The organism is Halolamina pelagica (assembly GCF_001307315.1).
In the GTDB taxonomy this organism is placed as follows: domain Archaea; phylum Halobacteriota; class Halobacteria; order Halobacteriales; family Haloferacaceae; genus Halolamina; species Halolamina pelagica_B.
The window spans coordinates 1,817,120-1,830,222 of sequence record NZ_LGUC01000001.1 but is presented as its reverse complement, the minus strand read 5'-3'; the positions used below and the strand labels follow the sequence as shown (position 1 = coordinate 1,830,222).

8 protein-coding genes and 3 pseudogenes are annotated in these 13,103 nt (G+C 69.1%); 3 read left to right on the top strand and 8 right to left on the bottom strand.

The genetic code is table 11. The annotated features are described in order from the left end of the window. Nucleotides 1–258: 258 nt before the first annotated feature. Nucleotides 259–2,264: pseudogene (locus SY89_RS09545) on the top strand (AMP-binding protein). On the opposite strand, the gene SY89_RS09540 reads toward SY89_RS09545, so the two are convergent. The 8 genes and pseudogenes from SY89_RS09540 to SY89_RS09510 all read right to left on the bottom strand — a co-directional run bounded on the left by SY89_RS09540 (nt 2,261) and on the right by SY89_RS09510 (nt 11,438). Then, on the bottom strand, nt 2,261–2,998 hold the full coding sequence (locus SY89_RS09540) for an acyl-CoA synthetase family protein (protein WP_054584042.1): 738 nt from the start codon (nt 2,996–2,998) through the stop codon (nt 2,261–2,263). The pseudogene SY89_RS09545 and the gene SY89_RS09540 overlap by 4 nt on opposite strands. Before the next feature lie 50 nt (nt 2,999–3,048). Continuing rightward, nucleotides 3,049–3,366: pseudogene (locus SY89_RS09535) on the bottom strand (cupin domain-containing protein); the annotation flags it as partial. Nucleotides 3,367–3,446: 80 nt separating this feature from the next. Further along, nucleotides 3,447–4,619 carry a molecular chaperone DnaJ gene (dnaJ, locus tag SY89_RS09530; protein ID WP_054584041.1) on the bottom strand — a complete coding sequence of 391 codons (1,173 nt, stop codon included), beginning with the start codon at nt 4,617–4,619 and terminating at the stop codon, nt 3,447–3,449. A gap of 97 nt (nt 4,620–4,716) precedes the next feature. Next, nucleotides 4,717–5,220: a His/Gly/Thr/Pro-type tRNA ligase C-terminal domain-containing protein gene (locus SY89_RS18485; protein ID WP_275575404.1), complete on the bottom strand. Its 504-nt coding sequence runs from the start codon at nt 5,218–5,220 to the stop codon at nt 4,717–4,719. Continuing rightward, nucleotides 5,169–5,693, bottom strand: coding sequence for an aminoacyl--tRNA ligase-related protein (locus SY89_RS19085; RefSeq protein ID WP_275575403.1), 525 nt, complete (start codon nt 5,691–5,693; stop codon nt 5,169–5,171). The genes SY89_RS18485 and SY89_RS19085 overlap by 52 nt, the downstream gene beginning before the upstream one ends. A gap of 659 nt (nt 5,694–6,352) precedes the next feature. Then, a complete protein-coding gene (gene dnaK, locus SY89_RS09520) occupies nt 6,353–8,254 on the bottom strand; it encodes a molecular chaperone DnaK (RefSeq protein WP_054584699.1) in 1,902 nt (633 codons plus the stop codon). A gap of 134 nt (nt 8,255–8,388) precedes the next feature. Continuing rightward, nucleotides 8,389–9,039, bottom strand: a complete 651-nt coding sequence (locus SY89_RS09515; RefSeq protein ID WP_054584040.1) for a nucleotide exchange factor GrpE — start codon at nt 9,037–9,039, stop codon at nt 8,389–8,391. Nucleotides 9,040–9,102: 63 nt separating this feature from the next. Continuing rightward, nucleotides 9,103–11,438 (bottom strand): annotated as a pseudogene (locus SY89_RS09510) (DEAD/DEAH box helicase). Between SY89_RS09510 and SY89_RS19600 the strand changes: the two are divergent. Both SY89_RS19600 and SY89_RS09505 read left to right on the top strand, forming a co-directional pair. Further along, nucleotides 11,376–12,035, top strand: a complete 660-nt coding sequence (locus SY89_RS19600) for a GIY-YIG nuclease family protein (RefSeq protein WP_394325733.1) — start codon at nt 11,376–11,378, stop codon at nt 12,033–12,035. The pseudogene SY89_RS09510 and the gene SY89_RS19600 sit on opposite strands and share 63 nt — an antisense overlap. Then, nucleotides 11,981–13,063 carry a pyridoxal phosphate-dependent aminotransferase gene (locus tag SY89_RS09505; RefSeq protein ID WP_054584039.1) on the top strand — a complete coding sequence of 361 codons (1,083 nt, stop codon included), beginning with the start codon at nt 11,981–11,983 and terminating at the stop codon, nt 13,061–13,063. Before SY89_RS19600 ends, SY89_RS09505 begins: the two co-directional genes overlap by 55 nt. Nucleotides 13,064–13,103 lie beyond the last annotated feature (40 nt).

Here is a 13,103-nt window from a genome sequence, read left to right as displayed (position 1 = left end):
TCTACAGCCCGCAGGCCCTGCAGGTGTCGTCTGTGTTGTCCGATTACCGACCGCGAGCGAACGAAGTGAGCGAGCGGGCCCGAGGAGCGACTGCAAGGAGCGACGAGGCTTTTGGTCGAGTTTTCCCAGGGGGGGCGCCGAAGTTCCTGCGAACGGAGTGAGCGGGAGCATGGGAGAGCTTTGCTCTCTCGCAGCCGCCGACCGCAGCAAAAGGCCGTCGAGAAAGTTACTTCCCGTCGCCGCCAAAACCTCGCGCGTATGGACGCGACCGAGGGGTTCGACGAGGTCGTTCACGAACCGGGCCGAGAGTTCGTGGAGTCGACCAACGTCTGGCAGTTCATGCAGACGTACGGCATCGACGACTACGAGGAACTGATCGAGCGAACGACGACGGAGATCGACGGCGAGCCCGACTCCGGCGTCGACTGGTTCTGGGACGAGCTCCCGGCGTACCTCGATGTGGAGTTCTACGAGCCCTACGACACGGTTCGCGACGACAGCGACGGCCCGCAGTTCACCGACTGGTACCCCGGCGGCGAGATTAACATCGCCCACAACACGCTCGACCGCTACGCCGAGGTCGACGCGCCCGAGCGGAACAAAGTCGCCTGCATCTGGGAGGGCGAGGACGGAGACGTGCGCGAGGAGACGTTCCACGACCTCTACCGGCAGGCCAACCGCGTCGCGAACTACCTCGAAGACGCCGGCATCGGGACCGGCGACACCGTCGGCCTGTACATGCCGATGGTGCCGGAGGTCATCAGCATCCTTTACGGCTGTTTCAAGGTCGGCGCCATCGCGGTGCCGATCTTCTCCGGGTTCGGCGTCGAGGCGACGGCGACCCGTCTCGACGACGCCGAGCCGTCGGTGCTGTTCACCGGCGACGGCTTCTACCGCCGCGGCAGCCCGGTCCGGCTGAAGGAGGGCGCCGACGAAGCCATCGAGCAGGCCGGCCACGTCGAGACCGTCGTCGTCTACGACCGGCTCGGGGACCGCGAGAACCCCGACGTGGCCGTGCCGTGGAACGACGACCGCGACGAGTGGTGGGACGACGCCGTTGCCCCCAGGCCGGCGAGTACGACACCAAGTCCCTGCCGTCGGACCAGGAGTCGATGCTGCTGTACTCTTCCGGGACCACGGGGGAGCCGAAGGGGATCGTCCACACCCACGCCGGCGTCCTCATGCAGTGTGCGAAGGAGATCCACTTCGGCTTCGACCAGAAGCCCCAGGATCGGTTCTTCTGGGTCAGCGACATCGGCTGGATGATGGGCCCGTGGACGCTGATCGGCAACCACCACTTCGCGGGCACGACGTTCATGTACGAGGGCGCCCCCGACCACCCGCATCCGGGGCGGTTCTGGGAGATGATCGAGGAACACCGGATTACCACCTTCGGCGTCTCGCCGACCGCGATCCGCGCGCTGCGCAAGCACGGCGACGACGTGGTCGAACAGTACGACCTCTCGAGTCTGCGCCTGCTCGGGTCGACGGGCGAGCCGTGGGACCCCGAGTCGTGGCTGTGGTTCTACGACCAGGTCGGCGGCGGCGAGGCGCCGATCATCAACATCTCCGGGGGGACGGAGATCTGTGGCTGCTTCCTGATGCCCATGCCGATCAACGACCTCAAACCCGGCACGCTGGGCGGACCCGGCCTGGGGATGGATATCGACATCGTCGACGTCGACGGCGAGTCGGTGAAGGAGCGCCACGACCGAGGGTTCCTCGTCGCGCGTGACTCCTGTCCCTCGATGACGAAGAGCCTCTGGTCGGGCGACGACCGCTATCTGGAGGAGTACTGGTCGACCTGGGACGATCTCTGGGACCACGGCGACTTCGCCCAGAAGGACGAGGACGGGTTCTGGTTCCTCCATGGCCGCGCCGACGACGCGCTCAACGTCGCCGGCCGGAAGGTCGGCCCCGCCGAGATCGAGGCCGTCCTCGTCGAGCACGACGCCGTCAACCAGGCCGCCGCGGTCGGCGTCCCGGACGAGACGACCGGCACGGCCGTCGTCGTCTACGTCGTCCCGGAGGCCGACGCCACCCCCGACGACGACTTGGCGGAGGAGCTCCGCGCGCTCGTGGGCGAAGAGCACGGTAAACCGTTCCGGCCACGGGAGATCCTCTTTGTCGATGAGTTCCCGAAAACGCAGTCGGGCAAAGTGATTCGCCGGGCGATCGAGGCAGCCTACCGCGGGGAGGACCCCGGGGATCTCTCCTCGATGGAGAACCCCGAGGCGTTCGAAGCGCTACGGGACGCCAGCTAATCGCCCGACAGCGGCACTTCTTCCGGATCGATCCGCTCCGGCTCCGGCGCGTCGCCGCTCGTCACCGCGAGGTCACCGCCTGGCGCGCCGGCCGTGGTCGCCGGGTCCGACAGCACCGCACATCCACCCACCAGCAGCGGCGCGAGCAGGCCGGCGACGACGGCGCCCGGCTCGGCGAGCGAGCTCCGCAGCACGACACGACTGTCCCCGTCGAGGCCGCGAACGTCGGCCACTTCCGCCGCGGCCGCGAGCGCGGCGCCGTGGCTGACCGATCGGTCGCCGTCGACGAGCAGGGGCGTCTCGGGGGCGACGGTGGTCGGCGGGAACGCGGGGTTCTCGCTCCAGACGGACTCCTCCCAGTCGATCGTGTCTGCCGCGTCGGCGTCGCCCCCGAAGACGGCGAGTTTGGTGCCGGGCCCGGGGTCGTAGGCGGCCTGCTCGGCGCCGGGAACGAGCAGCAGTCGGTCCCCGGCGTCGGCGCCGGCCGCGGGATCGAACCGGGTCGCCGCGCCGAGTTGGGCGGCGCCGAGGAACGCGAGCACCGGCGGCAGCGCCGGGACGGGCGCGACGGCGACGGTCCGGTCCGCTGCAACGCCGTGAAAGCGGAGGACGTTTCCGGCTTTGTAGGCGTTCGTGATCAGTTCGTGGTAGCTCCGCTCGCGGTCGTCGCCGACGACGAGCGCGGGGCGGTCGCTGCGTCGGTCGCGGGCGAGCAGATCACCGACGGCGTCCATGGCCGAACAGTCGGGGCGGAGCGGCAAGGCTCCGGCGGTCGACCGGTCTCAGGGGCGCCGGCGATCACCATTCGGGAGTCGTCTTCGTCGAACAGGAGCATCCGGGAGTCGCCGGCGTCGACGCGCACGGCGTCACCCGGATCGAGGTCGACTGTCCCGTCCTCGACGGTGAGCTTCGCCGACCCATCGAGCAGGAGGTACACCTCCTCCTGCCCGTCGCTCTCGTGGTCGTGCTCCATCCCCTCCCAGCCGGCGTCGGCCTCGACGACGGTGACGCCGAGGTCCTCACAGTCGAGCGCGTCCCGGAGGAAGTACATCCCGGGCGCTTTCGGTTCCACGTCGTCGTAGGCCGCGGTGTCGTGACTCATTACGGCCGCCCAATAGGTCGCCAGCGGCAAAAATCGAGGGGCAGACGCGCCCCCCAGTTCCCGTCAGCCAGCGCGCCGTCTCAGAGCGAGTTCCGCAGCTTCTCGAAGAAGCCGCGATCCACGTCGACCTCCTCGCCGCCGGCCTCCGCGAACTGTTCGAGCGCCTCGCGCTGCTCCTTGTTGAGGCTGTCGGGGGTGACGATCTGCACGTCGACGTAGAGATCCCCCTGGCCGCGGCCGCGCAGCCGGGGCATCCCCTTGTCGCGGAGTCGGAACCGCTCGCCGGACTGCGTGCCGGCGGGGATGTCGAGTTCGACAGGGCCGTCGAGCGTCGGCACCTCGACGGTCGCACCGAACGTCGCCTGCGGGAACGAGATGGCGTGGCGGTGCTGCAGGTCAGCGCCGTCGCGCTCGAACTCGGGGTGGTCCTCGACCTCGACCTCGATCAGCAGGTCGCCCTTCGGGCCGCCGTTCTCCCCGGGGGCGCCCTCACGCTCCATCCGGAGGCTCTGGCCGCTCTGGATCCCGGCGGGTACGTCGACCTGGAGGGTGGCCTCCTGCCGGACGACGCCGTCGCCGCCGCAGGTCGAACACTCCTCGGAGTACAGTTCGCCCTCGCCGCCACAGCGCCGACAGGTCTGGGTCTGCTGGACGCGACCCAGCGGCGTCTGCTGGACCTGCGTGACCTGCCCCTGGCCGTTACACTCCGGACAGGTCTCCACGTCGGCGTCCTCGGGGTGGCCGGCGCCGCCGCAGTCCGGACACTCCTCGGGGCGCTCGATCGTGAACTCCTTGCTGACGCCCTCGTAGGCCTCTTCGAGCGTGATCGACATGCCGGTGCGGATATCCCGACCCTGCTGGGGACGGTTGCCGCCACCGCCGCGGCCGCCGCCGCGACCGCCGCCGAAGAACTGCTCGAAGATGTCCTCGAAGCCGCCACCGCCGCCGCCGCCCATCCCGCCGCCGAACGGGCCGCCGCCCATCCCGCCGGCGCCACCGGCGCCCTGGTCGAAGCCGCCGCGCTTCTCGGCCTGTTCGAAGCGCTCGTGGCCCATCTGGTCGTACGCTTGGCGCTTCTCCTCGTCGGTGAGCACCTCCTTGGCTTTCTTCGCCTTGCGGAACTTCTCCTCCGCGTCGGGGTCGTCGCTCACGTCGGGGTGGTACTCGGAAGCCTTCTGGCGGAACGCCTGTTGGATCTCGTCCTCGTCGGCGTCCCGGGAGACCCCCAGTACCTCGTAGAAGTCCTCGCTCATTCGTTATCGGGGATAACTGGCTCGGCGTATTTGAATCGCGTGGCTTCCGGCGTCCCCGCGCCCCCGCTGGGCGCGAGTCGCGTCCGGCCCACGCCGTTCAGTCGCCCGCCGCGAACCGCTCGACGGCGTCGGCCACGCGCTCGGGAGCGACCGACCGGCTCTCGCCGTTCCGGTGTTCGATCTCCACGTCGCCGGTCTCGCGGTAGTGGTTGCCCACGACGACCTTCGCGGGGATCCCCAGTAGCTCGCTCTCGGCGAACCGCTCGCCGACCGATTGGCCGTCGTCGTCGAACAGGAGGCAGTCGGCGCCGATGGCGTCGTGAACACCTGTTGCAGCCTCTCGAACCACGTCGTCGTCACCGATGGGAACCACCGCGGCGCGGTAGGGGGCGACCGAGCCCCAGTCGGTGGCGGGCCAGTGCAGCGAGTCGAGGCCGCTGTCTCGCTGCCACGCGCCTTGCATCACGATGGTCTGAAGCAGTCGGGAGACGCCGATGCCGTAGCTCCCCATCTCCACCGTCACCGACCCGCCGTCGCCGTCGTCGACGGTCAGCCCCATCGCGTCGGCGTAGCGTGTGCCGAGTTCGAAGACGTGGCCCACTTCGACGCCGCCGTCGGCGTCGAGACGGCCGCCGCAGTCGGGACAGTCCTCGCCCGCCGCGTACTCGTCGAACGTCGTTGCCTCGTCGGTGACCCCCAGCGACAGCCGTCGGCGGTGCAGTGGGTGAGCCGGCAGCTCCCCTCGGCAACGGGCGCGACGAACTCCTCTGAGCGATCTCCGCCCATGACGCTGTTGTCCGCGCCACAGACGGCGACAGTCAGCCCGAGGTCGTCGAAGAGTCGGAGGTAGGCTGCCCGCATCTCGCGGTAGGTCTCTCGGAGGGAGTCGGCGTCGACGTGTGCGCTGTAGGCGTCCTTCATCGTGAACTCCTTACAGCGCAGCAGGCCGGCGCGGGCGTGGTCGTCACGGAACTTCGCGTCGACCTGGTAGAGCACGACGGGCAGGTCGTCGTAGGAGCGAACGAGGCCGTCGAGCAGGTGAACGACCCCTTCCTCGTGGCTGGGGCGAGACACATCGCCCGGCCCTCGCGGTTCGAGAGGCTGAACATCTCCCTTCGAAGGCGCCCCAGCGGCCGCTCTCGCGCCAGCGCTCGCTGTACTGGAGGTTGGGGAGGCTGACCTCCTGGGCGCCGACCGCCCGCATCGCGTCGTGGATCCGGCGCTCCAGCTTCGTCCGGACCCGCTCGCCCGCGGGCGTGAGCCCCAGAGGCCGCTGCCGAACTCCCGTATCAGCCCGGCCCGGACCAGCAGCCGCGTCGCGCCGGTCCACTCGCCGCGGTGCTCGCGGCTGGCGGGCAGGAACAGGTCGCTACGTCGCATCGGTCACCACCGTCGCGACGCCGGTCGCTGACACCCCGGCGGCGAGGCTCGACAGGAACAGCCGCGTCTCAGTACCGTCTCGGAACGCGTCCACGGGCCGTGAGTGACCCACGGATGCTGCGTGTGCAACGCATCGAGACTGTGGTCAACCCCATGAGAGAAAAGCGTACTCTGTGAGTGTGTCTCAATCGCACACCGGCGAATCAGTGAGAAGCTCAGAACGTACGCTTCTCGCCGGTCGGCGAAAAGTCAGAGAGTCGCTCGTCAGCCGACGAGAGCGGTGTTACTCCTCGTCGCTCTCGTCCTCGTCGACGTTCACGAGAGCGAAGCTCTCGTGAGCAGACGAGACGAGTCTACGACTCGTCCTCGTCGACGTCCTCGAAGTCGGCGTCGACGTACTCCTCGTCGTCGCCCTCGGGCTCGCCGCCCATGCCGCCGGGGCCGGCGCCACCCATGCCGCCCGGCCCTGCGCCCGCGGCTCCGGCGCCGCCAGCGCCGCCGGCAGCGGCCTCCTCCTGGTACATCTGCTTGCCGATCTCCTGCAGTTCCTCGCTGAGCGCTTCGGTGACTTCCTCGAGCTCCTCGGCGGTGGCGTCCTCGTCCTCGAGGGTCTCCTCCACGTCCTCGATCGCGGCCTCCACGTCGTCGACGATCGCGTCGTCGACGTTCTCCTCGTTCTCGTCGATCAGGGTTTCGGCGCGCTGGATCGCGCCCTCGGCCTCGTTGCGGGCCTCGATGCGTTCGCGGCGCTTCTGGTCCTCCTCGGCGTGCTGCTCGGCCTCCTGCTGCATCTCCTCGATCTGCTCGTCGGAGAGGCCGGCGCCGCCCTCGATGGTGATCGACTCGGCGTTGCCCGAGCCCTGATCCTCGGCCTCGACGTTGACGATCCCGTTCTCGTCGATGTTGAACGTGACCTCGATCTGGGGCGTCCCGGCCGGCGCCGGCGGGATGCCGGTCAGCTGGAACTCGCCCAACAGCTCGTTCTCCTCGGCGATCTCACGCTCGCCCTGGAACACCCGGACCTGCACCGACGTCTGGTTGTCCGCGGCGGTGGTGAACACCTTCGACTCCTCGGTCGGGATGGTGGTGTTCTTCTCGATCAGGCGCTCGAACAGGCCGCCCTTGACCTCGATCCCCAGCGAGAGCGGGGTCACGTCGAGCAGCACGAGGTCGTCGACGTCGCCCGAGAGCACGCCGCCCTGGATCGCCGCGCCCAGCGCGACCGCCTCGTCGGGGTTGACGTTCTTCTTGGGCTCCTGGCCGACCAGGCTCTCGACCTGGTCGTGGACCTGGGGCATCCGGGTGGAGCCGCCGACGAGGATGACCTCGTCGATATCGTTCTTGCTGTAGCCGGCGTCCTCGAGCGCCTGCTCGGTCGGCTCGACCGTGCGCTCGATCAGGTCCTCGGTCAGCGACTCGAACGTCGCGCGGGTGACCGACTGCTCGAGGTGGACCGGACCGGAGTCGGTCGCGGTGATGAAGGGGAGGTTGACCGTCGTCTCCTTCTTGTTCGAGAGCTCGATCTTGGCCTCCTCGGCGGCGTCCTTGAGTCGCTGGAGCGCCTGCCGGTCCTCGCGGAGGTCGATCCCGTGCTCGTTCTCGAACTCGTCGGCGAGGTGGTCCATCAGCGCCTCGTCCCAGTCGTCGCCGCCGAGGTCGTTGTCCCCGTTGGTCGCGACGACCTCGTAGACGCCGCCGCCGAGGTCGAGGATCGAGACGTCGAACGTCCCGCCACCCAGGTCGTACACGAGGACGGTCTGGTCGGAGTCGTCGTCGAGGCCGTACGCCATCGACGCCGCCGTCGGCTCGTTGACGATGCGGTCGACCTCGAAGCCGGCGATCTCGCCGGCGTCCTTGGTCGCCTGCCGCTGTCGGTCGTTGAAGTAGGCGGGGACCGTGATGACCGCCTTCTCCACGTCGTCGCCGAGGTACTCCTCGGCGTCGCGCTTGAGCTTCTGGAGGATCATCGCCGAGATCTGCTCGGGCGTGTACTCCTCGCCGTCGGCCTCGACGGTGTAGTCCTCCTCACCCATGTGGCGCTTGATCGAGGCGATCGTGTTCTCCGGGTTCTGGATCGCCTGGTTTTTGGCGGGCTTGCCGACGAGTCGCTCGCCGTCGTCGGAGAACGCGACCACGGAGGGCGTGGTGCGATCGCCTTCGCTGTTGACGATGATCTCTGGGTCACCACCCTCCATGACGGCCATCGCGGAGTTGGTGGTCCCCAGGTCAATTCCGAGGATCTTGTTGCTCGCCATCTTGGTCATACCTTCCGGGTTGAGTCGGTTAAAGGTTGCTTTAGCGCCCGGAGACGACCCTAACGCCCGCTTGCGGTTCTACCAGCCGGCGAGGGGGTACGGAGAAGGATTTATGCCGAACCGTCCGACGACCGCTACTCCTGGCTGACCGTGACCTGTGCCGTCCGGATCACGCGCTCGCCCATCTCGTAGCCGGGGCGGTAGAGCTCGTCGATGACGCCGGCGGGTCGATCGCTCTCGACGCGCATCAGCACCTCGTGGCGCTCCGGGTCGGGATCCTCGCCGGCCTCGGGTTCGATGCGCTCGACACCCTCGTCGTCGAGGACGCGGTCCAGTTCGTCGAGCGTCTGCTCGACGCCCTCGCGGATGTCGGCGTCGCCGTCCTGATCCAGCGCGCGGGCGAGGTTGTCCCGAACCGGGAGGAGCCGCTCGACGAGATCCTCCGTCGCGCGGGCTCGCTGCTGGTCGAGCTTCTTCTGCTGGCGCTTCTTGAAGTTCTGGAAGTCGGCTTGCTTCCGGGCCAGTTTGCTCTCGAGATCGTCGATGCGCTCCTCGTAGTCGGCTCGCTCGGTTTCGACCGCCTCAGCCAGGTCCTCGTCGTGCTCGGCGACGCGCTCGATCAGCGACCGGTCGAGGGCCTCCTCCGCGCTCGCTTCCTGTTCCGCCTCCGTCTCGTCAGCCTCGGATTCGGCCGCCGGCTCCCGTCCCTCGACGGCGTCCCGAGCGTCGACGTTCCCCTCGGCATCGGTGGGCTCTTCGGCTGCCGCGTCGGCGTCGTCGGTCATAGCTGAACGAAGCGCGGCCGTGGGTTTAAGCGTTGCAAAACCGCCCCGTCGGTCGGCGCGCGATCAGTCCTCGGTCAGCGCATCGAGCATGAACACCGCCTCGGGTTTCGAGAGTGGATCGTTCGCGTTGCCGCAGTGTGGTGACTGCACGCAGGCGGGACAGCCGTCGGCGCAGTCGCAGTCGTCGATGAGTCGGGCCGTCCGGGCCAGCAGTTCCTCGATCCGGTCGTACCCGCGGCTGACGAGCCCGACGCCGCCGGGGTGGCCGTCGTAGACGAAGACCGTCGACTGGTCGGTGTGGGCGTGATACGGCGTCGAGAGCCCGCCGATGTCCCCCGGTCACAGAGGAGGTACAGCGGGAACAGGGAGATGACGCCGTGTTCGGCCGCGTGGATGCCGCCGTTGAAGCCGTACTCCGGATCGCCGTCCTCGGCGGCCATCGCGCGCATTTCGCCTTCCACGTCCGCCGGCACGGTCCAGTACAGCGCCTTCGTGCGGAGGGTCGTCTCCGGGAGATCCAGCAGCTCTCGGCCCAGCGTGTCGCCCGAGGCGGCATCGCGACGCTCGAACCCCGTCACGCGCTCGGTGACGGAGACGTCCGCGAATCGGACCGCCGTCCCGGGCCGGGCGGAGAGAGGTTTCTCCCGCAGGTCCTCGTGGACTGTTACGTCCTTCTCGGTCAGTACCCGGGTGTGGTAGTCGGCCCAGGTCGGCTGGAGCCGTGCCGTATCCCGATCCAGGTCCAACTCCGCGACCTCGTAGCGCTGGCCCTGGTGGTGATAGATCGCACCGGGGTGGGCGTCCCGGAGCGCGTCCGAGAACGAGAGCGACGCGATCACCTCGCCCGAACGGGCGTCCCGCAGGTCGACCTCGCGGTCGTCGATCGTCCGGAGGTTCATGGCGTGCTGCGGGCTCTCGTCGCCGTCGTGGGTCCAGCGGACTCCCTGTGCGGTATCGCGGCGCGCGAGCACGCCCGTGGCTTCCAGATCGGCGACGACATTCGGGAACGGCTCGCCGAAGTGGCGTTCGTCGTCCCGCGAGAGCCAGTTCTCGGCTGCTGCCGAGGCAACGTGCCCCGGGAGGAGCTGGTCGTTCTCGGGGTTCGATATCGCGTCCTCGGGGGCTCCCTCGAAGAACGTCTCGGGACTCCCCATGAGGTACTGGTCTAACTGATCTTCGCCGGCGACGAGCACCACCAGCGCCGGCTCCTCGCCCCGCCCCGCCCGCCCCGCCTGCTGGAACGCCGCCATCCGCGTGCCCGGGTAGCCGTCGATGATCACTGCGTCCAGTCCCCCCACGTCGACGCCGAGTTCGAGCGCGTTCGTGCTCCAGACACCCCGGAGCTCGCCGTCGTGGAGCTGTGACTCCAGCTCCCGGCGACGGTCGTCGGTGAGCGAGCCCTGATACGCCCCGATCTGGTTCGCGAGCGCTGTCGCCCCGCGGCTCCGGAGCTCCTTCGCCGACTCCTCGGCGTACCGCTCGGCGGTCTGCCGGCTCCGGGTGAAGACGAGCGTCTGTTCGCCCGCCTCGACGAGATCCGCAAACAGGCGCATCGACTCGGTGTGACTGGATCGTCGACGGCCCGTCCCGCGGTCCTGCTCGTACTCCGGTGGGTTCCAGAGCACCCAGTCTCGGGGCCCGGTCGCGGAGGCGTCGTCGTCGACGAGCGTGAACCCGGACGGGTCCCGCCCGGTGACGGTCGCCGCGTGCTCGACGGGGTTGCCGATGGTCGCCGAACAGCAGACGTAGTTTGGGTCGGCGTCGTAGCGTTCGCAGATCCGGTTGAGTCGGCGCAACAGGAGCGCGACCTGTGAGCCGAACACGCCTCGGTAGCTGTGAATCTCGTCGATCACCACCAGTTCCAGGGAACTGAAGAACCACTCCCAGAGCCGGTGTGCGTGGGGGAGGAGCGCGTAGTGGACCATGTCGGGGTTCGACAGCAGCATCGTCGGCCGGCGGTTCCGCACGTCGCGCTTCTCGGATTCCGAGAGCCGGCCGGTGTACTGGTCGACGGTGACCCGGGAGCCGAAGCCGAGTCCACGGGCCAGTTCCGTGAGCGTCTCGAGCTGGTCGGCGATCAACGCGTTCTGCGGACCGATGTACAGCGTTCGTCCCCCGTGATCCATCGCGTTCTCGAACGCGGGAACGGTGTAGGCGAGGCTCTTCCCGCTCGCGGTCTCGGTCGCGATCACGGCGTCGTCGCCGTCGCGGACAGCGCGGATCGCCTGGGCCTGGTGGCGGAACGGCCGCTCGATCCCCCGCTCGGCGAGCGCGTCCTCGAGGCGCGGTTCGAGCTCGAGCGCCCCGAACTGCGGCTCGCGAGGCGGGACGCGCCGATGGGCGGCCACCTGATCCCGGTAGTACGGACGCTCCCGGAGCCAGTCGAGCGGGTCGTGCACGCGCCCGATCGGCGCTCGCGGGCCATGACGGTTCTGGTCCAGGTCGCTTTTGGGCGGCAGTGCCTACGGTCACGTATGACCGAGGGCGGGACGTACACGCTCGTGTTCTCCCTGCCGACCGCTACGACGATCGAGGTCGGTGCACTGGGTGCCCAGCGGTTCCCAGCCGGTGGTTACTGTTACAGTGGGAGCGCACTCGGCAGCGGCGGCTTCTCCCGGATAGACCGCCATCGACGTGTCGCTGCCGGCGAGCACGACGTGCGTCACTGGCACGTCGACTACTTCGGCGGTCACCCGGCCGTGGAGCTGGTCGCAGTCGAGCGGACGCCGGGCCGGGACTGCGAGTGCACAGTCGCGCAGTCGCTGGGGCCGGCCCCGTGTCCGGCTTCGGCGCGTCTGACTGCGACTGCGAGACCCATCTCGCGTGGTTCGGGGACGTCGACGCCGCGAGGCAACGGGCCCGCGACGCCCACCGTCGCTGATTCCGGCAAGGCGGGCGACGAGCCGGTGGCTCTTAGCCGCTCCACGGAGAGACTCGTCGCATGTTCGAACCGATGCCGTATCTGGAGTGGATCCACGGCCGGCCCGAGACGGTGACACACGACCTCGGATCGAGCGACCTCCGTACCGATCGCTCACAGGGGCCGGTCGTCCCGTCGCCGCTCGAAGGGCTCGCCGACCCGACTAACTCTCCGGCGATCGAGAGCGCCATCGCCGCGGAGTACGGCGTCGACGCCTCCCAGGTGCTGGTAACGGCGGGCGCGACACACGCAAACTTTCTCGCCGCCGCCACGGCGCTGTCGCTCGCCGACGGTGACGAGGTCCTCGTCGAGCGACCGGGCTACGACCCGTTAGTCCACACGCCGGCCGGCGTCGGCGGAGAGGTTCGGCGGTTCGACCGCCCGGCGAGTTCGGGCTACCCGCTGCTTCCGGCCGCGATCGGAGAAGCAACATCCCCTGAGACGGCGCTGGTTACTGTCACGAACCGGCACAATCCGACCGGGCGGCTCACGTCGCGCGAGGGGCTGGCGTCTGTCGCCGAGGCCGTAGCGGAGACGGACGCGCGCCTCCTCGTCGACGAAGTGTACGGCCCCTACACGGCCGAGTCCCGATCCGGCGGCGCGTTCGGCGGTGTCACGGCGGCGGGGCTGCCGAACACGATCGCGACCGGCTCGTTCACCAAGTTCCACGGCCTGGGCGGGCTCCAGATCGGTTGGCTGATCGCCGATGAGTCGTTCGTTGACCGGGCTCGGGAGGTGTTCATGTACGTCCCGTCGGTCGCGGCGCCGTCGCGGGCGCTCGCTCGCCGCTTCTTCGCCCACCGGGACGAACTAGTGGCGGACTCCCGGGCCCACCTCCGGCGGAACCACGACCTGCTCGCGTCGTTCGTCGACGGCAGGGACGATCTCGACGGCGAGATCGCCGACGGCTGTACGTTCGGGCTGGTCGAGCACGAACGCGTCGACGGCGACGCGCTCACCGAGGCAGCGCTGGAGGCCGGGGTACTCGTCGTCCCGGGGCGGTTCTTCGAGTCGCCGGCCGGTATCCGGCTCTCTGCCGGACGACATCCGGAGCGTATCGAGGCGGCGCTGGCGGAGCTGGGCCAGGTTCTCGACGATCTCTGAGTCCGGTCACTGACGCGGTCGCTGGCAAGTGGCGAACAGG